This window comes from Xanthomonas euroxanthea (assembly GCF_903989455.1).
Lineage (GTDB): Bacteria > Pseudomonadota > Gammaproteobacteria > Xanthomonadales > Xanthomonadaceae > Xanthomonas > Xanthomonas euroxanthea.
Map to the genome: position 1 here is coordinate 1383262 of NZ_LR861803.1, position 22287 is coordinate 1405548.

16 protein-coding genes are annotated in these 22287 nt (G+C 67.6%); 12 read left to right on the forward strand and 4 right to left on the reverse strand.

What is annotated here, in order from left to right; translation table 11 throughout:
* Positions 1–21 precede the first annotated feature (21 nt).
* The 3 genes from H7A86_RS06010 to H7A86_RS06020 are packed head-to-tail and all read right to left on the reverse strand — an operon-like array spanning position 22 to position 3955.
* Complete coding sequence (locus tag H7A86_RS06010; protein ID WP_119132536.1) at positions 22–2319, reverse strand: xanthine dehydrogenase family protein molybdopterin-binding subunit; 2298 nt, start codon at positions 2317–2319, stop codon at positions 22–24.
* Entirely contained in the window at positions 2316–3404 is a 1089-nt protein-coding gene (locus H7A86_RS06015; RefSeq protein WP_180708046.1) for an FAD binding domain-containing protein, read from the reverse strand. The genes H7A86_RS06010 and H7A86_RS06015 overlap by 4 nt, the downstream gene beginning before the upstream one ends.
* Entirely contained in the window at positions 3377–3955 is a 579-nt protein-coding gene (locus H7A86_RS06020; protein WP_115676337.1) for a (2Fe-2S)-binding protein, read from the reverse strand. The genes H7A86_RS06015 and H7A86_RS06020 overlap by 28 nt, the downstream gene beginning before the upstream one ends.
* A 274-nt stretch (positions 3956–4229) precedes the next feature.
* On the opposite strand from H7A86_RS06020, the gene H7A86_RS06025 reads away from it, so the two are divergent.
* From H7A86_RS06025 to H7A86_RS06040, 4 genes are all read left to right on the forward strand, one after another.
* Positions 4230–5561, forward strand: a complete 1332-nt coding sequence (locus H7A86_RS06025) for a DUF763 domain-containing protein (RefSeq protein WP_119132538.1) — start codon at positions 4230–4232, stop codon at positions 5559–5561.
* Entirely contained in the window at positions 5558–6148 is a 591-nt protein-coding gene (locus H7A86_RS06030) for a GIY-YIG nuclease family protein (RefSeq protein ID WP_104649762.1), read from the forward strand. Before H7A86_RS06025 ends, H7A86_RS06030 begins: the two co-directional genes overlap by 4 nt.
* Positions 6149–6217: 69 nt before the next feature.
* Positions 6218–6559 carry a cupin domain-containing protein gene (locus H7A86_RS06035; protein ID WP_119132539.1) on the forward strand — a complete coding sequence of 114 codons (342 nt, stop codon included), beginning with the start codon at positions 6218–6220 and terminating at the stop codon, positions 6557–6559.
* A 134-nt stretch (positions 6560–6693) separates the two neighbouring features.
* The gene (locus H7A86_RS06040) at positions 6694–7335 is read left to right on the forward strand and encodes a DNA-binding protein (RefSeq protein ID WP_119132540.1); all 642 of its coding nucleotides are present in this window, start codon (positions 6694–6696) and stop codon (positions 7333–7335) included.
* 80 nt (positions 7336–7415) lie between these two features.
* On the opposite strand, the gene H7A86_RS20915 is transcribed toward H7A86_RS06040, so the two are convergent.
* Complete coding sequence (locus H7A86_RS20915; protein WP_425509737.1) at positions 7416–7799, reverse strand: hypothetical protein; 384 nt, start codon at positions 7797–7799, stop codon at positions 7416–7418.
* Positions 7800–7878: 79 nt separating this feature from the next.
* Between H7A86_RS20915 and lexA the strand changes: the two genes are divergently transcribed.
* From lexA to H7A86_RS06085, 8 genes are all read left to right on the forward strand, one after another.
* Positions 7879–8484: a transcriptional repressor LexA gene (gene lexA, locus H7A86_RS06050; protein ID WP_115676342.1), complete on the forward strand. Its 606-nt coding sequence runs from the start codon at positions 7879–7881 to the stop codon at positions 8482–8484.
* A gap of 1 nt (position 8485) precedes the next feature.
* Positions 8486–9139, forward strand: coding sequence for a translesion DNA synthesis-associated protein ImuA (imuA, locus tag H7A86_RS06055; protein WP_180708047.1), 654 nt, complete (start codon positions 8486–8488; stop codon positions 9137–9139).
* 9 nt (positions 9140–9148) lie between these two features.
* Positions 9149–10567, forward strand: coding sequence for a Y-family DNA polymerase (locus tag H7A86_RS06060; RefSeq protein WP_119132541.1), 1419 nt, complete (start codon positions 9149–9151; stop codon positions 10565–10567).
* 166 nt (positions 10568–10733) lie between these two features.
* The gene (locus H7A86_RS06065; protein ID WP_180708048.1) at positions 10734–13985 is read left to right on the forward strand and encodes an error-prone DNA polymerase; all 3252 of its coding nucleotides are present in this window, start codon (positions 10734–10736) and stop codon (positions 13983–13985) included.
* A 271-nt stretch (positions 13986–14256) separates the two neighbouring features.
* On the forward strand, positions 14257–16227 hold the full coding sequence (locus tag H7A86_RS06070) for an OPT family oligopeptide transporter (RefSeq protein WP_119132542.1): 1971 nt from the start codon (positions 14257–14259) through the stop codon (positions 16225–16227).
* A gap of 832 nt (positions 16228–17059) precedes the next feature.
* The gene (locus H7A86_RS06075) at positions 17060–17905 is read left to right on the forward strand and encodes a transporter (protein WP_425509738.1); all 846 of its coding nucleotides are present in this window, start codon (positions 17060–17062) and stop codon (positions 17903–17905) included.
* Between the two features lie 301 nt (positions 17906–18206).
* On the forward strand, positions 18207–20633 hold the full coding sequence (locus H7A86_RS06080) for a glucose/quinate/shikimate family membrane-bound PQQ-dependent dehydrogenase (protein ID WP_232099262.1): 2427 nt from the start codon (positions 18207–18209) through the stop codon (positions 20631–20633).
* Positions 20634–20866: 233 nt separating this feature from the next.
* The gene (locus H7A86_RS06085) at positions 20867–22153 is read left to right on the forward strand and encodes a carbohydrate porin (RefSeq protein ID WP_119132543.1); all 1287 of its coding nucleotides are present in this window, start codon (positions 20867–20869) and stop codon (positions 22151–22153) included.
* Positions 22154–22287: the final 134 nt, after the last annotated feature.

Here is a 22287-nt window from a genome sequence, read left to right on the forward strand (position 1 = left end):
CGGGCACCTGCAGTGCAGGCCTCAGTCCGCCATCACCTTGTCCGGCGTCATCGGGGTACTGCGGATGCGCTTGCCGGTGGCATGGAAGATCGCATTGCAGATCGCCGCCGAGACGCCGACCAGGCCGATCTCGCCCACGCCCTTGGCACCCAGGCTGCTGACGATGCGGTCGTCCTCGTCGGCGAAGATCACATCGATGTCGTGGATGTCGGCATTGGCCGAGACGTGATACATCGCAAAATCGTGATTCATGAAACGGCCGAAGCGGTGATCGGACTGGGTGTGTTCGTGCAGCGCCTGGCCGATGCCCCAGACCACGCCGCCGACGATCTGGCTGCGCGCGGTGATCGGGTTGAGGATGCGCCCGGCCGCCACGGCGCTGACCACGCGGGTGACCCGCACCGTGCCGAGCTCCTCGTCCACCCGTACTTCCACGAACACCGCGCCATGGGTGGCACGGGTGTAGTTGCGTTGCTTGAGCACATTGGGCAGCAGCAGGAACTTGTCTTCGATCTGTTCCAGCTGGGAAGCACGCAACAGCTCGGTCAGGCCCATGGTGGTGCCGGCGTCGGCGCGCAACGCCAGCATGCCATCGGCAAAGACCACCTCGTCCAGCTTGGCCTTGGTGAAGCGCGAATTCGGTAACGCCTGCGCCAGCCGCAGCAGCCGCGCGCGCAATTTGCCGCACACGCCATCCACCGCCGAGCCCACCGTGGTCACGTGCGAGGAGCCGCCTTCGATCGGTGCCACCGGCAGCGTCGAATCGCCCAGCTGGAAGGTGACCTGTTCCAGCGGCAGGCCCAGTGCTTCGGCCGCAATCATCGCCATCACCGTATAGGTGCCTGTGCCGATATCACTGGCTGCGCTGCTCACCACCAGCCGGCCATCGGCGTGCAGCACCGCGTGCGCGCGCGCAAACATCTGCATCGCATCCCATTGCCCCGTGGCCATGCCCCAGCCCACCCATTCGTTGCCTTCCTTGCGTGCGCGCGGCTGCAACGGGCGCTGCGCCCAGCCGAAGCGCTCGGCGCCTTGCTGGTAGCACGCGCGCAGTGCCTTGGTGGAGTAGGGCTTGTCGTCAGCCGGGTTGACCTCGGCGTAGTTCTTCAGGCGCAGCGCCAGCGGATCCATGCCCAATTCATAGGACAGCTCGTCCATTGCCACTTCCAGCGCATGCACGCCGTGTGCGGCGCCGGGGGCGCGCATGTCCATCGGGCTGAACTGGTCCAGGCTCACCAGGTTGTAGCCCAGATGCACGTTGTCGCAGGCATACAGCTGCCCGCTCCAGTTGACCACCACCTCGACGTAATCTTCGATCCGCGAGGTCTCGGCGATGGCCTCGTGCCAGATCGCCTGCAGGCGGCCATCGCGGTCGGCACCGAGCTTGAGCCGCTGCAGTGTCTCCGGGCGATGGCCGAAGGTGAACATCTGTTGCCGCGTCAGTACCACGCGTACCGAGCGGTCCAGCAGGATCGAGGCCATCACCGCCAGCGGCAACTGGTACTGCGGGCGCAACCCGGAGCCAAAGGCGCCGCCCACGTAGGGGTTGCGCACGGTGACCTTGCGCTTGCTCAGGCCGAACACATGCGAGACGTACCAGCGGCTGTTCTGCGAGCCCTGGGTCTTGTCGTAGATGGTGAAGTGGCCATCGGCGTCGCGGATCACCGTGGAGGCGAACAGCTCCATCGGATTGTGGTGCTCCACGCCGCTGTAATAGTCGGCCTGCACCTGGACGGCGGCATTGGCGAAGGCGCTGTCCGGCTCACCCTTGTCCTTGGGTGGCGGCGAAAAACCGGCCTTCATGGCCTTGGGCTTGTGCGCACGGTCCAGGTTGGTCATCAGGTTGGTGTCGTGCGGGTCCTGCAGCAGTTCCACCTCCACCAGATGCGCAGCATGGCGCGCCGCTTCGAAGGTGTCGGCCACCACCAGCGCGATCGGCTGGCCGCTGTACAGGATCTTGTTGTCGTACAAGGGACGGAACGGCGAACCGGCCGGTGCGGTCATGTCCTTGTAGAACACGTCCATGCCGCGCATATGCGGGCGGTTTTCATGGGTGACGATCTCCAGCACGCCGGGTACCGCACGCGCGGCGTCGAGATGGAAGGCGACGATCTCGCCCTTGGCGATGCTGCTGTTGACCACCACGCCGTAGGCCAGGTCGGGCACCGGCCATTCGGCGGCATAACGCGCCTGGCCGGTGACCTTGGCGCGCCCGTCGATGCGGGTGACGCCGGTGCCGGTGGGGCGATAGCCGGTGCCGCTGTCGGCAACCGGTGGGCTCAGGTCGTTGTCGAGTGCATCGGTGCTGCGTGCGTTCATGGCGCTTCCTCCAGCGCGCTGGTTCGCCCGCGGTTGTCGATGGTGCCCTCGCGGGCGACGTCCAGCGCACGCACGATCGCGCGGCGTGCCAGCGGCAGCTTGAAGGCGTTCTTGCCTTGCGGTTGCGCACCCTGCAGCAGGGCATCGGCCAGGATGCCGAAGCTGTCGGCCGTGGCCGGTTTGCCCACCAGCTGCGCTTCGGCGTCGGGATTGCGCCAGGGCTTGTGCGCCACGCCGCCCAGGGCCACGCGCACCTCGCGGATGCTGCCGTCCTCGGCCAGGTCCAGCGCGGCGGCCACCGACACCAGCGCGAAGGCGTACGACAGCCGCTCACGGATCTTCAGGTAGGCGCTATGCGCGACGAAGCGCTGCGCATCGGGCAGGTCGATATGCACGATCAGCTCGTCCGGGGCCAGCGTGCTGTCCAGCTCCGGGTGCTCGCCGGGCAGGCGGTGGAACTGCGCGAACGGGATGTCGCGCTCGCCATTGGGGCCTTGCACGTGCACCACCGCGTCCAGCGCAGCCAGCGCGACGCACATGTCCGACGGGTGCGTGGCAATGCACTGCGCGCTGGCGCCGAGGATGGCGTTGTAGGTGGTGAGCCCGCCGATGGCCGAGCAGCCGGTACCGGGCTCGCGCTTGTTGCACGGAGTGGCGTGGTCGTAGAAATACAGGCAGCGCGTGCGCTGCAGCAGGTTGCCGCCATTGCTGGCCATGTTGCGGATCTGCGGCGAGGCGCCAGCGAGGATCGCCGCGCTCAGCAGGGGGTAACGCGTTTCCACCTCCGGGTGGTAAGCGGTGTCGGCGTTGCGCGCGAGCGCGCCCAGGCGCAGGCCGCCATCGGGTTGGCTGGTGATGCCATCCAGCGGCAGACGATTGATGTCGACAAGGCTACCCGGCCGCATCAGCTGCAGCTTCATCAGGTCGGTGAGATTGGTGCCGCCGGCGATCAGGCGCACCGGGGCTTCGGCGGGCACCGGGTGCGGGTCGCTGCCACGCACCGCCAACGCAGTGAGGGCCGCATCGACGGAGTCCGCGCGCGTGTAGGTGAGCGGAATCATGCCGGCACCGTCCCTGGGGTCCATGGCGTGGCGGCGCTGTCGCTGCTGTCGCTGGGCTTGCCCATGACCTGCATCACCGCATCGGTGATCTGCGGGTAGGCACCGCAGCGGCACAGGTTGCCGCTCATCAGCTCGCGCACCTGGTCGCGGTCGTGTGCCTTGCCTTCCTTGATCAGGCCCACCGCCGAACACAACTGCCCGGGCGTGCAATAGCCGCACTGGAAGGCGTCGTTGTCGATGAAGGCGCGCTGCAGCGGATGCAGCTGGTCACCCTCGGCCAGGCCTTCGACGGTGGTGATCTCGGCGCCGTCCTGCATGACGGCAAGCGTCAGGCAGCTGTTGATGCGGCGCCCATCGACCAGCACCGTGCAGGCACCGCACTGGCCGTGGTCGCAGCCTTTCTTGGTGCCGGTGAGGTCGAGCCGGTCGCGCAACAGGTCGAGCAGGCTGACCCAGGCTTCGAGCTGCAATTGGTAAGGCTGACCATTGATGCGCAGGTTGACCGGGTAGGTCGGCGCGGCAGTGGTGGCGGTGGCCGGCGCCGTGTCACGGGCTGCGGCGGGAGTGGCATTCATGCGAGCCCCGTGGCGATGGCTGAGAGGGCCTTCACCTTGACCACGCGACGGTCAACGCAGGGTGTAGGCAATGCGGTGATGGTGTTCACATCGGTACGTGGGTGATGCCCGGACATGTGCGGCACTGCGCGATGGCAATGGGCCGAGCTCGCCGCGCCGGCGCCAGCGGCCAGCTGGAACTGAACTCGTCAGTTGCGCGTTATTGCGGTCCACGCCAATCGCACGGCGTGCGACGGCGGTCTCGGTATCCTGTGCAGATGACGACGAGGTTGCAATGAGCCGGCGCGGCGGCAGTGCCGATCTTCCGCTGCATGGCGGGCGCGTACCGCGCTGGTTGGGTGAGCGGATGACGCGCCTGGGCACGGTGATGTGCGAGGCGATCGTGCACACCTATGGGCGCGATGAATTGTTGCGGCGGCTTGCGCATCCGTTCTGGTTCCAGTCCTTTGGCGCGGTGATGGGGATGGACTGGCATTCCTCCGGCATCACCACCAGCGTGATGGGCGCACTCAAGCGCGGGCTCACGCCGTTGTCCGGCGAACTCGGCATCCATGTCTGCGGTGGGCGCGGGCGGCATTCGCGCGCAACGCCGGCCGAATTGCTTGCGGTAGGCGATGGGGTCGGGCTGGATGGCGCTGCGCTGGCGCAGGCCAGTCGCCTGGTGGCCAAGGTGGACAGCGCCGCGGTGCAGGATGGCTTCGACCTGTATCTGCACAGTTTCATCGTCAGCGACGACGGGCGCTGGGTGGTGGTGCAGCAGGGCATGAACGGGCAACGCAAGCAGGCGCGCCGCTATCACTGGTTGTCGGAAGGGCTGAGCAGTTTTGTGGATGCGCCGCATGCGGCCATCGACGGGCCGCAGCAGGGCAATATCGTCAACCTGGCCGACCATCGTGCCGCTGCCGCGCGTGCGGCGCAGGTGGCGTTGTTGCAGACGCTGCCGCCGGATCGCCTTGCCCGTGAGTGGCAACGCATCGACGCCGCGCAGGCACCGGTTGCGCCTGCTGTGGCGCAGGCGCCGGTCACCGGTGACCTGTTTGCAGGCCAGGGCTGGGACCCCGCGCAGCAACCGCATCTGAGCATGCCCGGCCATCACGACGTGCGCAGCGAAAACGTGATCACCCGCCGGCTGCACGCCAGCCTGGCGGCTGCGGCCGAGTGCGGCCCCGCCGATTTCACCGCGCTGTTGCAGGTGCCGGGCGTGGGCGCGCGCACCGTGCGTTCGCTGGCGATGGTGGCCGAGGTGTTGCATGGCACCCCGTGTCGTTTCAGCGACCCGGCGCGCTTTTCGCTTGCCCACGGCGGCAAGGACCGGCATCCGTTCCCGGTGCCCACGCGCGTGTTGGATCACACCATCGGCGTGCTCAAGCAGGCGATGCAGCAGGCCCGGCTCGGCAACGAGGAGCGGCTGCAGGCCATTGCGCGGCTGGATGCGCAGGCACGTCGGCTGGAGGCCGGCGCACGCGGTCCGTCGGTGGAGGCGTATATCGCGCAGGAACGCGTGGATGCGCACCGCTATGGCGGGCGCAGCGTGTTCGGTTGGGAGCCGCCGGTCGAGGCTCATCAACCGCGTGAGTCGCAGGCGCAGCGCAAGGCAGGCCAATGAGCGCGCAACTGCGCCGTGGCAAGGTGGCCATCGACGGCCGCTGCTTCACCTATGTGTTCCCGTGCCAGTGGGAAGACCATTGCAAGATCGGCTTTTCGCGCGACCCGCTGGGCCGCATCGGCAGCCTGCATCCGCGCTGGTTTGCGTTCTTCGACCTGGAGCGCGGCGTGCTGGTGGAAGCCGAGCGCGAACGCGATGCGCGGGATCTGGAACTGCAACTGCGCCGGCCCCTGGGTGAGCACAACGCACCGGCCCCATTGGCGATTCGCAGTGCGGCGGGCGGGCACACCGAATGGTTTCGTGGTGTGGGGGAGGTGCTCGAGGTGGCAGTGGCGCAGCTGGAGCAGCAGGGATATCGCGTGTTCGCACTCCAGGCCTGGCTGCAGGCGGCAATGGCCCAGCGGATCGATCGCCTGTACGACTGGTCGCTGCTGCAGTTGAGCCAGGATGAACTCGACGGCGTCACCGGGCCCACCGCAGCGCAACAGATGCTGCGCGATGTGCTGGATGGCTACCGCGCACTGGAGCTGCCACTGCAGGCGCATCTGCCCGATGTGATCTGGGACTGGTACTGCCGCAGCCAATAGCCAAGTGCATTGCCGCCGCCTTGACGTGTGCGGCGACAGCATCGGCGCAACCGATGAGGAGACGCGCGCATGCAGTACGCAACGCTGGAATTGAGCAACCCCTTCAAGGTGCTGTTTTCGCTGCGCCAGGTGCAGGCGGCGGAAATGGTGATGGCACCGGGCGATCGCGAGGGTGGCCCGGACAATCGCCATCGCGGCGCCGACCAATGGCTGTTCGTGGTGGACGGCGCGGGCGAGGCCATCATGGATGGCCACACGCAGGCATTGCAGGCCGGCAGCCTGATCGCGATCGAGCGTGGCCAGGCGCACGAGATTCGCAATACCGGTGACACGCCGCTGAAGACGGTCAACTTCTATCACCCGCCAGCCTACGATGCGCAGGGCGAGCCATTGCCGGCAGGCGAAGGCTGACAAGCAACGCGCTGGATGCAGGCTGGCAGCGTGCTGTTCAACGGCGTGTTGTTCAACCGCAAGCGCGTTGTCGACCATGCGTTGACGTGGCGGTTGCTTACATCGGCACGTCACAACGCACCGGGAGCATCCCCATGCCAGAAGCCAAGACGCGGCGCGCGGCCGCCCAGGACAAGCGCGAGGGCAAGTCGGCCAGTACCCAGGCCGGCGAATACGTCAAAGAAGAAATCGACCACGTGCGCGAAGGCAAGCATGGTGCCAAGAGCACCAGGCAGGCAATTGCGATTGGCCTGTCCAAGGCGCGCCGCGATGGCGTGGATGCCAAGCCGTCCAAGAGCGCCTCCAGGAGCACCAGGAAAAAGGCGGCGCAGGACAGTGAGGCGGCCAAGAAGACCACCGCCAAGACCGCAAACAAGACCACCCGCAAAGCGACCAAGCAGACGGCGAAAAAGGCCACCAAGAAGGCCACCAAGAAGGCCACCAAGAAGACGACGAAACAGGCCGCCAAGAACGCCACCAAGAAGACCTCGCCAACGCGGTCGGCAGGCGCCAAGAAAGCCTTGAAGACGGCCAGCAAGAAGACCACCGCCAAGCAGGTTGCCGGCACCCAGGCGCTGTCGCGCCAGGCCAGGAGTACAGCGGCCAAACGCAGTTCCAGCAGCCGCTCGGCAGCGGCCAAGAAAGCTGCCAAGACCAAGGGGCCTGGCGTGCGCAAGGCTGCCGCCAGGAAAGCGGCGGCGACGCGGAAGCGGCCGGCGAGCACGCGCGAGAGCTGATCGATGCTGCTGCCGTCTTGGGCGCCCGACGAGAGGGCGGGCGCCTGGTCACACGCGATGTCCCAGCGCCCCGAGGTTCTTCAGAGCAAGGTTCTTGAGAGCAAGGTTCTTGAGAGTGAGCCTGCGCCGTGATCTCGGCGGTAGTCCGCCGCAGGTGGGTGGACCCGCTCCTGCTGCCGGGGGTGCAGGGGCTGCCGCAAGCAATCGGCAAAGGCAGGTGCTTCAATCACGCCGTCGGCCAGCCCAATGTAGCTGCCGTAGAGCTCCGGATCGTCGGCTGACAGCGCAGCGCCATTGAGCACGATGACGGTTTTGCCGGCGACCGCAGCCGTGCGCTTGTTGCCATCCCAGACGGATGCGTGCGCGATAAACCAGGCGCAAGCGCAGCGGCCCGCGCGGCCAGATTCGGCGGTGGATCGGATCCGGCCGGGCGCAGGCCGGTCCTGGCTGAAGCGGCTCAGCAACCTGCACGGGCCAATCTCGCCTGCTGCGACCGATAGGTGTACAAATGTACACCTTGCCCCGTCCGGCCGCTGCACTCCCATGGAACCTCTCTCTCCCAAACGTCTGGCCGTGCTGGCTTTCCTGCAGGAGCAGGCCCACGCAGGGGTGTCTCCCAGCCTGGCCGAGATTGCGCAGGCATTCGGGTTCGCCTCGCGCAATGCCGCGCAAAAGCACGTGCAGGCGCTGGCCGAGGCCGGCTTGATCGAGTTGCTGCCCAATCAGAAGCGGGGCATCCGCATGCCGGGCGGCGCCGCGCGCGATGCGTTGCTGGCCTTGCCGGTGCTGGGGCGGGTGGCGGCCGGCGTGCCGATCGGGGCGGATATCGGCCTGGACCGGCAGCTGTGGCTGGACCGTGCGCTGTTTTCGTTGCGGCCGGACTATCTGCTGCAGGTGCAAGGCGATTCGATGATCGACGACGGCATCCTGGACGGCGATCTGGTCGGCGTGCATCGCAGCAGCGAGGCGCGCGATGGGCAGATCGTGGTGGCGCGGGTGGATGGCGAAATCACCATCAAGCGGCTGGAGCGTGGTGCCGAACGCATCCGCCTGCTGCCGCGCAACCGCGCGCATGCGCCGATCGTGGTGGCCGCCGATGCCGACTTCGCGATCGAAGGGCTGTACTGCGGTCTGATCCGGCAGGGTTGAGATGAGCCAGGAGCCCGCGCGCATCAGGCAGGACGGCAACGCGGCAGTCGCCCTGCCGCTGGACGCCTTGCTGGCCGCACGCACGGTGTGGCGCGCAGGTCACGGCACCGCCATCGCCCATGGTGGCGAATCCACCGGGCATGCGGCACTGGACGCATTGCTGCCCGATGGCGGCTGGCCGCGGCGGGCACTGACCGAGTTGCTGCTGCCCGCGCACGGCGTGGGCGAGATCGCGCTGCTGTTGCCCACGCTGGCGCGCATGACCGGCGGCAGCAGCCGGGTGGTGCTGGTGGCGCCGCCGTTCATTCCCTATGCGCCGGCCTGGCAGGCGGGCGGGGTGGTGCTGGACCATCTGGAAGTGGTGCAGGCCGAGCCGCGCGATGCCTTGTGGGCGTTCGAGCAATGCCTGCGCAGCGGGGCCTGCGCGGCGGTACTGGGCTGGCCGCAGACCGGCGATGCACGCGCATTGCGGCGGCTGCAAGTGGCCGCCGACAGCGGCAACTGTTGCGCGTTCGCGCTGCGCGATCGCAAGCATGCGGTCAATGCATCGCCGGCCGCGTTGCGGCTGGAATTTCTGCCAGAGCGCGATGCCTGGCAGGTGCGCAAGTGCCGCGGCGGGCAGGTCCCGTCGCAGCCGTTGCGGCTGGCGCATTGAGGCGCGCGCATGTTGTGGGCCTGCATCTTGCTGCCGCAGCTGGCGCTGGACGCCGTCCTTCGGCGCCTGGAAGAGCCTGACGCACCGCTGGTGCTGGTGGAAGGGCCGGCACAGTTGCGCAGCCTGCATTCGGTCAATCCAGCGGCGTCCGCCGCCGGCCTGAAAGCCGGCATGCGGCTGTCGGCGGCGCATGCGCTGATGGCCACCGTGCGCACCATCGACTACGAGGCGCAGGCCGAGGCGCGCACCCAGCGGTTTCTTGCGGCGTGGGCGTACCGGCACAGTTCGCTGGTGAGCCAGCAATGGTCGCGTGCCATCGTGCTGGAGGCCGGCGCCAGTTTTCAATTGTTCGGGCCGTGGCCGCGTTTCGAGCGTCGGCTGCGCGATGAACTGCAGGCCTTGGGCTTCCAGCACCGGCTTGCCCTGGCACCGACACCGCGCGCCGCGCGTGTGCTGGCCGGTTTGCGCGATGGCATGGTGGTGACGCAGTTGCCGGCCTTGCACGCCACGCTGGACCAGGTGCCGGTACGCCGCGCCGCGTTGCCGGGCGATGCCGGCGAGCGCCTGCAGCACATGGGCGTGCGCACGCTGGCGGCGGTGCGCGCGTTGCCGCGCGATGGGTTGCGCCGGCGGTTCGGTGCGGGCCTGCTCGAGCATCTGGACCGCCTCTACGGCCAGGTCGACGACCCCCTGGAGTGTTACGCACCACCGGATCACTTCGACCAGCGGGTGGAACTCGGCTACGAGGTGGAAATGCATCCGGCGCTGTTGTTCCCGCTACGGCGCCTGATCGGCGATCTGTGCACCTACCTGTCCATCCGCGATGGCGGCGTGCAACGGTTCCTGCTGCGGCTGGAACACGAAGAAGGCGCCACCGATGTCGAGATCGGCCTGCTCACCCCGGAACGGGCGCCGACGCTGTTGTTCGAGCTTGCGCGCAACCGGCTGGAGCGGGTGGAGATCCCGCGGCCGGTGGTGGCGATGCGCCTGCTGGCGCGGCAGCTGCCGCCGTTCGTGCCGGCCATGCGCGATCTGTTCGATCAGCGTGCGCAGCAATCGGTGGAGTGGCCGCAACTGCGCGAGCGCCTGCGTGCGCGGCTCGGCGACGAGGCGGTGTATCGCGTACTGCCGGCCGACGACCCGCGCCCGGAACGCGCCTGGCGGCGCGCCATTGGCGATGCGGTGCGCGAAACCGGTGCGCCGACACGTCCGCCGCGCCCGACCTGGCTGCTGCCGCAACCGGTGCCCCTGCACGAGACCCAGCTGCGCATCGTCTCCGGGCCGGAGCGGCTGGAAAGCGGCTGGTGGGACGACGACGAGGCGCGTCGCGATTACTACGTGGTGGAAACCGCACGCGGGCGGCAGGCCTGGGTGTTTGCCGCACCAGGCCGTGTCGATGGCTGGATGCTGCACGGGTGGTTTGCATGATCCGCCCCATCCCCTTGCAGCACCGGCGCACTGCCTGCCGGGCCGGTCGCCGCAGCGGTAGCGCAGGCGTTCGATGCCGCGCAGCGAAGCGGCAACGGCAACGCATCGACCTGCAGCGCACTGGAAAACCCGTGCACTGGCAGCGCGAGGCTGACGGTGTGCGCGCATGAGCTGGGATGACGCCGTCGATGGCGTGGACCGCGATACGCCCGGTGGGCGCATGCCACGCGGCTGGACGGTCGCCGCGCGGTTGCGCGCGGCAAACGACGATATCGCCCATGCCATGGTTGCCGATGGGCTGCCCGCGTATGCCGAGCTGCACTGCCTGTCGGACTTCTCGTTCCTGCGTGGCGCCTCCAGCGCGGAGCAGTTGTTCGCGCGCGCGCAACACTGCGGCTACAGCGCCCTGGCGATCACCGACGAGTGCTCGCTGGCCGGCATCGTGCGCGGCCTGGAAGCCTCGCGCGCCACCGGCGTGCGCCTGATCGTCGGCAGCGAGTTCACCCTGGTCGATGGCACCCGCTTCGTCCTGCTGGTGGAAAACGCGCACGGCTATCCGCAGCTGTGCGCGCTGATCACCACCGCGCGGCGTGCGGCAAGCAAGGGCGCCTATCGATTGGGGCGTGCCGAGGTGGAGGCACAGTTTCGCGGCGTGGAGCCCGGCGTGTTCGCAGTGTGGTTGCCCGGTGCGCAGCCGCAGCCCGGGCAGGGCACCTGGTTGCAGCAGGTGTTCGGCGCGCGTGCATTCCTGGCGGTGGAGCTGCATCGCGAACAGGACGATGCAGCGCGCTTGCTTGCCCTGCAGGTGCTGGCGCAGCAACTGGGCATGAGCGCACTGGCCAGCGGCGATGTGCACATGGCGCAGCGGCGCGAGCGCATCGTGCAGGACACCCTGACCGCCATCCGCCACGGCTTGCCGTTGGCCGAGTGCGGCGCGCATCTGTTCCGCAACGGCGAGCGCCATCTGCGCACGCGGCGGGCCTTGGGCAACATCTACCCGGATGCGTTGTTGCAGGCCGCCGTGGACCTGGCGCAGCGCTGCAGCTTCGATATTTCCAGGCTTGAATACACCTATCCGCGCGAGCTGGTGCCGGAAGGACATACGCCGGCCAGTTATCTGCGACAGCTCACCGAAGAGGGGATGCGTGAGCGGTGGCCGGATGGAACGCCGGCAAAGGTACGCGCCGTCATCGAGAAGGAACTGGCGCTGATCGCGCACAAGAAGTATGAGGCGTTCTTTCTCACCGTGCAGGACGTGGTGCAGTTCGCACGGTCGAAGACGATTCTCTGCCAGGGCCGTGGCTCATCGGCCAATTCGGCGGTGTGCTATGCATTGGGCATCACGGCGGTCAACCCGGATGAAACGCGTCTGTTGATGGCGCGCTTCCTGTCCGAACAACGCAACGAACCACCGGACATCGACGTCGATTTCGAGCACGAACGCCGCGAGGAGGTGCTGCAGTACGTCTACAACAAATACGGGCGTGAACGCGCGGCGTTGGCCGCCACCGTGATCTGCTATCGCGGCAAGAGCGCCGTGCGCGACGTGGCCAAGGCCTTCGGCCTGCCGCCGGACCAGATCGCGCTGCTGGCCAATTGCTACGGCTGGGGCAATGGCGAAACGCCCATGGAACAGCGCATCGAAGAGGCCGGGTTCGATCTGGCCAACCCGCTGATCAACAAGATCCTCGTCGTGACCGAACACCTGCGCGATCACCCGCGCCATCTGTCGCAGCATGTGGGCGGATTCGTCATCTCCGATGAACCCTTGTCGCTGCTGGTGCCGGTGGAAAACGCGGCCATGGCCGACCGCACCATCATCCAGTGGGACAAGGACGACCTGGAAACGATGAAGCTGCTCAAGGTCGATTGCCTGGCGCTGGGCATGCTGACCTGCATCCGCAAGACGCTGGAGCTGGTGCGCGGGCATCGTGGGCGCGATTACAGCATCGCAACGTTGCCGGGCGAGGATACGCCGACCTACAGGATGATCCAGCGCGCCGATACCGTGGGCGTATTCCAGATCGAATCGCGCGCGCAGATGGCGATGCTGCCGCGGCTCAAGCCTGCGGTGTTCTACGACCTGGTGATCGAAGTGGCGATCGTGCGCCCCGGCCCAATCCAGGGCGATATGGTGCACCCGTATCTGCGCAGGCGGCAGGGCCGCGAGGAGGTGAACTATCCCTCGCCGGAAGTGGAGGACATCCTCAAGCCAACACTAGGTGTGCCGCTGTTCCAGGAACAGGTGATGGAACTGCTGATGCACGCTGCCGATTACACCGAGAGCGAAGCGGACAATCTACGTCGCTCGATGGCGGCCTGGCGGCGCGGCGGCGATATGGAACAGCACCGTGCGCGGATGCGTGAGCGCATGCAGGGCAAAGGCTACGCCTCCACCTTCATCGACCAGATCTTCGAGCAGATCAAGGGCTTCGGTTCCTACGGCTTCCCGCAAAGCCACGCCGCCTCGTTCGCCAAGCTTGTCTACGCCAGCTGCTGGCTCAAGCGCCACGAGCCGGCGGCCTTCGCCTGCGGGCTGCTCAATGCGCAGCCGATGGGTTTCTACTCGGCCAGCCAGATCGTGCAGGACGCGCGCCGCGGCAGTCCCGAGCGCGCGCGCGTGGAGGTGTTGCCGGTGGATGTGCTGCACAGCGATTGGGACAACACGCTGGTCGGTGGCCGGCCCTGGCGCAGCGATCAAGACCCCGGCGAACAACCGGCGATCCGGCTGGGCATGCGCCAGGTCGCCGGGTTATCGGAGGTGGTGGCCAATCGCATTGTCGCCGCGCGCGCGCAGCGGGCCTTCGCCGATATCGGCGATCTGTGCCTGCGCGCCGCACTCGACGAAAAGGCACGCCTGGCATTGGCCGAAGCTGGCGCCTTGCAGGGCATGGTGGGCAACCGCAATGCCGCGCGCTGGGCGATGGCCGGCGTGGAAGCACGCCGGCCGCTGCTGCCGGGCAGCCCGCAGGAACGCGAGGTGGAGTTTGAAGCACCGCGCGCAGGCGAGGAGATCCTGGCCGATTACCGTTCGGTCGGCCTGAGTCTGCGCCAGCATCCGATGGCGCTGCTGCGCCCGCAGATGCGGCAACGGCGCATCCTCGGCCTGCGCGAATTGCAGGGACGCCGCCACGGCAGCGGCGTGCATGTCGCCGGCCTGGTCACCCAGCGCCAGCGCCCGGCCACTGCCAAGGGCACCATCTTCGTCACCCTGGAAGACGAGCACGGCATGATCAACGTCATCGTCTGGTCGCACCTGGCGCTGCGCCGCCGCCGCGCACTGCTGGAATCGCGCCTGCTGGCCGTGCGTGGCCGCTGGGAACGCGTGGACGGCGTGGAGCACCTGATCGCCGGCGACCTGCACGACCTCAGCGACCTGCTCGGCGACATGCAGCTGCCCTCGCGCGATTTTCATTGAGCCAGTGTGGCTGGCGCGCCTGCTGCGGCAAACGGCCGCGCCAACGCTGCCAGCGTCGGTGCAGCAGCCGACGCATCGTCACCGGTAGAAGATCCCCGAGATGACGATGCAGCCGCTGGCACACGTTGATGCACGCCTGCCGCCCTGGTGGACACACCTTCAGGCATTCCAGTCGCCACATCACGCACACTGTCACGCCGCGGCGCAGCTGGACGGAACCCCGCGTAGGCGCTAGCGTGGTGCGGATTTTTTGCCACAGGGGAACTGCCCAATGAGCCATGACGCGCAACCGCGCCAGCTCACCTTCCGCGCCGTCGTGCTGGCCATCGTGCTGGCGGTGGTGCTTTCGGCCGCCAATGCCTATCTGGGCCTGTTTGCCGGCCTGACCATCGCCACCGCCATTCCGGCCGCGGTCGTCTCGATGGGCGTGCTGCGCCTGCTCGGCGGCGGCACCATTCTGGAAAACAACATCGTCCAGACCGGTGCCTCGGCCGGTTCGTCGATCGCGGCCGGGGTGATCTTCACCATTCCCGCGCTGGTGATCATGGGCTATTGGCCGGACTTCAAGTACTGGTGGGTGCTCGGTATCGCCGGCATGGGCGGGTTGCTCGGGGTGCTGTTCTCGGTGCCGCTGCGGCGCTCGATGATCGTCGAAGACCCGCTGCCGTTCCCCGAAGGCAAGGCCGCGGCCGAGGTGCTCAAGGCCGGCGAGAATCCCGGCCCGGGCCTGAAGATCCTGGCCATGTCCGGCGCCATCGGTGCGCTGGTCAAGCTGGGTGCGGCCAGCGGCCTGCGGGTGATCCCGGACACCTGGGCGCAGGCCACCTACCTGGGCAGCAGCCGCCTGGTCGGCTATCTGGGTACCAACCTGTCGCCGGCGCTGCTGGGCGTGGGCTACATCGTCGGGCTGAATGTCGGCATCGTGGTGCTGTCCGGGTCGATCCTGTCCTGGCATATCGCCATTCCGCTGTACCAGCAGTTCTTCATGGGCAGCGACCCGGCACTGGCGCAGAGCCTGGTCGGCGCGCCGGCGGCCGATACGGCATTCGGCATCTGGGGCGCGAAGATCCGTTACCTCGGTGTCGGCGCGATGCTGATCGGCGGCGTGTGGACGCTGTTCTCGCTGCGTAAATCGCTGTTGTCCGGGGTCAAGAGCGGCTTTTCCGCTGCGCGCAAGAGCGGTGGCGGTGTGGTTGCCGAGACCGAACGCGACCTGCCGATGAAGTGGATGCTGGTGGCGCTGGTGCTGTGCACCCTGCCGCTGCTGGGCCTGTACCAGGCAATCGTGCAGCAGTGGCACGTGTCGATCCCGATGACCATCATCATGATCGTGGCCGGCTTCCTGTTCGTGTCGGTGTCCGGCTATCTGGCCGGCCTGATCGGTTCGTCCAACAACCCGGTCTCGGGTATCACCATCTCCACCATCCTGTTCGCCTCGGCAGTGCTGGTGCTGCTGCTGGGCAAGGATGGCCTGGTGCCGGTCGGCATCGGCGCCGCGCCTCTGGGTGCGGTGGCGGCGATCATGATCGGCGCGGTGGTGTGCTGCGCGGCAGCGGTGGGCGGCGACAACCTGCAGGATCTCAAGGCCGGTTATCTGGTCGGCGCCACGCCGTGGAAGCAGCAACTGATGCTGGGCATCGGCGCGTTTTCCTGCGCGCTGATCATGGCGCCGGTGCTGAACCTGCTCGCGCAGGCCTACGGCATCGGCCCGGCTACCCCGCAGCATCCAAATTCGCTCGCTGCGCCGCAGGCCACGCTGATGGCTTCGGTCGCCAAGGGCCTGTTCGGTGGGCAGCTGCCGTGGTCGATGATTGCCATCGGTGCCGGCGTGGGCGCGGCGATCATCGCGCTGGACGAATGGCTGAAGAAGACCGGCAAGCGCTTCCGCGTGCCGGTGCTGGCGGCGGCGATCGGTATCTACCTGCCGCTGGAGCTGATGGTGCCGATCTTCATTGGCGGCCTGATCGCGCATCTGGTGGAACGCTTCCACAAGATCCGCGCCGACGACGAGGAAGGCCGCGACCGCGTGCACCGCCCGGGCGTGCTGTTCGCCGCCGGCCTGATCACCGGCGAGGCGTTGATGGGGATCGCCATCGCGGTGCCGATCGTGCTGTCCAGCCGTGCCGATGTGCTGGCGTTGCCGGCCAGCCTGCAGCTCAACCAATGGTTCGGCCTGGCGATCCTCGCCCTGGTCGGCTGGCTGCTGTACCGCGTTGGCAAGCGCGGCGAACAGGCCGCCTGAGGGTGACGCTTCACTAAGGCATGCGCCTGCGCGCTGCCTCTGGACGGACACGCATCGCTGGATGCGTGTCCGTTTTTTGTTGGGGCATTGCGGTCGAATTGCCGCTGTGCCGGGTGCATCGCAGGACGCGCGGTTCGGATGCGGCCCCATGACGAACGCGGCAAGCGGAGCCGCATTTCCGGCACGCACGGCCCATCGAATCGGCGATGCCACGCCGTGGCGGGCACGTCCCATTCCGCACGTTTCCGCAAGATCGTATGTTGCCCCCGTGAGCAGATCTGCCTTGTCGATGCAGGGCAACGACATCGGCGCGCCCGGCTGACCTGCTGATCGGCCGACACGCGCGCAGCTGCAATCCGGCGACGCCTTACGCGCCTGCGCTCAGGCAACGCACGCCCAACGCCCAGGCCATCGCGTCTGCACCACTGCAGCGCCTTTGCGCCGGCTTTACGCCCTGCGCAGGCCGCGTGCATAGCGACTTTATGCCGCTGCTCCGTATCGTGCCGTCTCCCGCACCGATGGGTGCACCACGGCGACCGCATGCCTCGATCGATCCCGATGACGCGCCACCGCGCACGTCCTCGCACCGCGTAACCCCATCCACGATGGGCGTGGAAAAGCGACTCGCATCACGCTGTGCGACATCCGCACACTGTTGAGGCCGCTTTTGTCACCGACGGCGTCTTCAGGCCCGCCGACGCCTATAAGATCGATTGGCAACACGCCGCCAGACTGGCGGCCATGCAGTCGTTCGACATCCACGCGCATTCCCCCTCCCCAACGCTGACCGTTCACGCGAGCTGTCCAGCGTCTTGCCATGGAAACCACTGCAATGCTGACTGCCATCTCCCACCGCTCCACCCGCGCACGACGCGTCCCCTTGTTGAGCCTCGCCCTGGCCGGCGTGCTGAGCAGCCTCGCGCTGCAGGCACAGGCACAAGAGGCCACCGAAGCGGCGCTGTGTACCGATCGCCCGACCAAGGCCAATTCCACCTGTACCGTGCCAACCGGCGCCTGGCAGCTGGAGACCGATATCGGCAGCTACACCCGCGACAGCCAGCCCGCCACCCGCGTCGAAACGGCGTACTTCACCAATCCCACGCTCAAATACGGCGTCAGCGACCGCATCGATCTGCAGCTGAACTGGGCACCGCAGCTGCAGGTCAAGACCACCGACCGCGCCACCGGCGCGCGCAGCAGCCTGAGCGGCGGCGGAGATATCTTCCTGCGCATGAAGGCGCGTTTCTACGAAAGCGATACCGCCAGCGTGGCGTTGCTGCCGTTCGTCAAGGCACCGACCGCGCGCACCGGCCTGGGCAACGACGAGTGGGAAGGCGGCGTCGCCTTGCCGATCAATTTCGCGCTGCCCAACAGTTTCTCGCTGACCTTCGGGCCCGAGGTGGATTGGTTGGCCGACAGCGATGGCAGCGGCAAGCATGTCGCCATCGTCAACGCGATCAACCTGGCGCATCCGCTCACCGCAAAGTTGTCGATGGCGGTGGAAGTGTGGTCGTCGATCAACCGCGACCCGGCGCAGACCATCGAGCAGTATTCGGCCGACATCGCCGCTGCGTATCTGCTCAATCCGCTGCTGCAGCTGGATGTGGGCGCCAACTTCGGCCTCAACGACCGCACCCCGGACGCGCAGGTGTATGTGGGCATGTCGCACCGCTTCTGAGGCGCGCAGCGCGCGCTGCGCACACAAAAGCCGCTGCGGTCCGCGCCTGTGCGGACTGCAGTGTTCTGCAGGCAACCGCTTCAGATATGTAATAAATGCCCGGTGCGGTGCGACACTATGTCGTCAGTCTGCCGGGCATGCCGGTGCCGGTCCCACCAGCGGTACGTGGGCCGGGGAGGGGAGTGACGGAAAGTGGGCAGTGATGCTGCCTCTACTGGCCGCCGTGCGGGCACCTTGCAGCATCCAGATCGGAATGCCGGGCGCGGTGCAGGGCGGAATCTCCTGATCGAGGTGTTGCAACGTGGAAACGAAATCGAAGTTGCCGGTCCCGGGCCGGGCATTGCTGCTGGTGCTGGGCATGCTGATTGCGCTGGTGGGGCTGATTTTTCTGCTGGGTGGCGCGAGGTTGGCCAGCCTGGGCGGCAGCTGGTACTTCCTGCTGATGGGCCTGGCGACCGCCGTGGCCGGCGTGCTGATCGTGCTGCGTCGGCCGGCCGGTGCGCTGGTGTACGGCGCCGCCTTCGTGCTGACGCTGGTCTGGGCGCTGTGGGATGCGGGGCTGGAGTTCTGGCCGCTGATCTCGCGGCTGATGCTGCCTGCGGCGTTCGCCGTGCTGGTGGCGCTGGCCTGGCCGGCGCTGCGGCGTAGCCGGGCCTTGCCGGCCGGGCGTACTGCCTATGGCGTGGCAACGGTGCTGGCGCTGGCGGTCGTGGCCGGTATCGGCGGCATGTTCGTGCCGCATCCGCCGGTGGCAGGCGAGCACGGGCCCGGCATGACGGCGGTGCAGCCGGCAAGCGCGCAACGGAACTGGTCCGCCTACGGCAATACCGATGGCGGCAGCCGCTTCGCTGCGCTGGACCAGATCAACCGCAGTAATGTCGACCAGCTGCAGGTCGCCTGGACTTACCACACCGGCGAGATCGCCAACAGCGACGGCAACGGTGCCGAAGACCAGTTGACCCCGCTGCAGGTGGGCGAGACCGTGTTCCTGTGCACACCGCACAACAATCTGATTGCGCTCGACGCCAGCACCGGCAAGCAGCTGTGGCGGCGCGAGATCAATGCGACCTCGTCGGTGTGGCAGCGCTGCCGTGGCCTGGGCTACTTCGATGCCGATGCGGCGTTGCCGACGCCGAGCGTGGCCAATCCCTCGCCGATCACCGCAGTGGCGGTGGCGCAGGATGCCAACTGCCGTCGCCGCCTGTTCACCAACACCATCGATGGTCGCCTGATCGCGGTGGATGCGGACACCGGTGCGTTCTGCCAGGGTTTCGGCAGCAACGGCCAGATCGATCTCAAGGCCGGCCTGGGCGCTGCGCCGGATCCGTTCTACCAACTGACCTCGCCGCCACTGGTGGCCGGCACCACCGTGGTGGTGGGCGGACGCGTGGCCGACAACGTGCAGACCGACATGCCCGGTGGCGTGGTGCGCGGTTTCGATGTGGTCACCGGCGCGCAGCGCTGGGCCTTCGACCCGGGCAATCCGCATGATCGCCAGGCGCCGGCCGCCGGCAGCAGCTATGTGCGCAGCACGCCGAACGTGTGGGCACCGATGTCCTACGACGCGGCGATGAACACCGTGTTCCTGCCGCTGGGCGGGCCATCGACCGATCTGTACGGCGCCGAGCGCACCGCGCTCGATCACCGTTACGGCGCCTCGGTGCTGGCGCTGGATGCCACCACCGGTGCGGAGAAGTGGGTCTACCAGACCGTGCACAACGATCTGTGGGACTTCGACCTGCCGATGCAGCCCAGCCTGATCGACTTCCCCAACCAGGACGGCAGCCACACCCCGGCCGTGGTCATCGGCACCAAGGCCGGGCAGATCTACGTGCTCGATCGCGCCACCGGCAAGCCGCTGACCGAGGTCAGGGAGGTGCCGGTGAAAGGCTCGGATATTGCGCACGAGCAGTACGCGCCGACCCAGCCGCTGTCGGTGGGCATGCCGCAGATCGGCACCCGGCACCTGACCGAATCGGACATGTGGGGGGCCACCGCGATCGACCAGATGCTGTGCCGCATCGCGTTCAAGCAGATGCGGTATGAAGGCCTGTACACCGCGCCGGGCACCGATGTGTCGCTGAGCTTTCCCGGCTCGCTGGGCGGCATGAACTGGGGTGGCCTGTCGACCGACCCGGTGCATGACGTCATCTTCGCCAACGACATGCGCCTGGGCTTGTGGGTGCAGATGATTCCCGCCGACACCCGCAAGGCCGAGGCGTCCGGTGGTGGCGAGGCAGTCAATACCGGCATGGGCGCCGTGCCGCTGAAGGGCACGCCGTATGCGGTCAACAAGAACCGCTTCCTGTCGGCGCTGGGCATTCCATGCCAGGCGCCGCCGTACGGCACGCTCAGCGCAATCGACCTCAAGACGCGCAGCATCACCTGGCAGGTGCCGGTGGGGACGGTGCAGGACACCGGCCCGTTCGGCATCAAGATGCATCTGCCGATCCCGATCGGCATGCCGACGCTGGGTGGCACGCTGTCCACGCAGGGCGGGCTCGTGTTCATCGCCGGCACCCAGGACTACTACCTGCGCGCGTTCGACAACGGCACCGGCAAGGAACTCTGGAAGGGCCGCCTGCCGGTCGGCAGTCAGGGCGGGCCGATGACCTACGTCTCGCACAAGACCGGCAAACAGTACGTGGTGATCAGTGCCGGCGGTGCGCGGCAGTCGCCCGATCGTGGCGATAACGTCATCGCCTACAGCTTGCCCGACGCGCACTGACCCACCGCCCACGCAGGACCACGCCGGCATCTGCTCGCGTGGTCCTGGAGCGGCCAACACACCGCGCGCGCCTGACGGCTGCGCACCGGCGTGTCAGCCGCGCTTGGCGCAACCCGACGGCCGGGTGCCTGGCGCATCCGGCCAACGGTCCCGTTACCGCAGCGGCGCCTGGGCATCACCGCCCTGCATCGCCACCGCCGGCGGTGCACGCTGCCCCGACTCAGAGAACCACGATGCATCGTCTGACTTTTTTCCCGCGCCGCAGTGCGCTGGGCTACGCCTTGCTGCTGGCACTGCCGGCCACCGCAGTCGCCGCGGGCGACACCACGCTGACCGGCGACTGGGGCGGGCGTCGGTCAGCCTGGGCCGAGCACGGAGTGAGCGTTCGCGGCGACTACGTGTCCGAGACGTTCGGCGTGGTGGACGGCGGCTACGAAAAAAACAGTGCGCGCTATGCGCAGCAACTGCGGGTGGGCGTGGATCTGGACATGGCCAAACTCGCCGGCTGGGACGGTGGCAGCCTGCATGTCACCATCAACGACCGCCGCGGCCGCAGCACTTCCGCCGACCTGGTGGGCAACCGCTTCCCCATCCAGGAAGTGTACGGCGGCCAGTACACCCGCCTGAGCGAGTTCAGCTACGACCGCAGCTTCCACCAGGGCGGCACGTATCTGAAACTGGGCTTCTATGCGATGGGCAACCAGTTCGCCTCGCACACGCTGCTGGTGAACTTCGTCAATGCCGCGTTCTGCGCGCATCCGCTGGCGTTTTCGGCCAACAGTGGCTGGTACAACTACCCGGCCGCGCGCTGGGGCATCGAAGGGGCGCAGCAGCTGACTCCGCAGCTCAACCTGCATGCCGGCTGGTTCCAGGTCAATCCGAATCTGGGCTTCGGCGCCCGCGACACCTACGCGTTCAAGCCGTTCGCCAGCGGCACCACCGGTGCGATCTTCCCGCTCGAATTCACCTGGAAGCCGGCCGCCTCGCGCTATCCGGGCGTGTACAAGTTCGGTGGCTATTACGACTCCTCGACGGTCGCCAGGCGTGGGCTGGATACCAGCCGCAGCACCGGACGCGACGGCGCCTATCTGCTGGTCGAACAGAAGCTGGTCACTCCCGGAGCGGACGCCAGCATCGGCCTGACCGGATTCGCCCAGTTCATGGCCAGCGACCACGACAGTGCGCTGATGACACGCTGGTATTCGGTCGGTGGGGTGTACCAGGGCATTGGCGCACGCACGCAGGACCGCATCGCCCTGGGTTATGTGGCCGGCCGGATCAATCATCGGCTGCTCGATGCACGCCGCGCCGAGTCGATCGATGCCGGCGTGCCGGCCGATTCGCCACTGGTCGGCCTGAGCGCTGCCGAGGAGCTCTACGAGCTCGCCTATAGCGCGCAGCTCACGCCGTGGCTGATGCTGCGGCCGGACGTGCAATACATCGTCAACCCCGGAACCTACGCCTATACCCGCACGCACAACGCACTGGTGGTCGGGCTGCAGGCCAAGCTCACGTTCTGAGCACCACCTGCGCTGCAGCGTGGGGCGCCGTTGCCGACCTCCAATGCGCATGGCGCGCATCGGGCCGGTACCGGGCGCAGCAACGTGCGGCACCTGCGCGCGCATGACCTCCTACCTTTGCGCGTGCGCTGCAG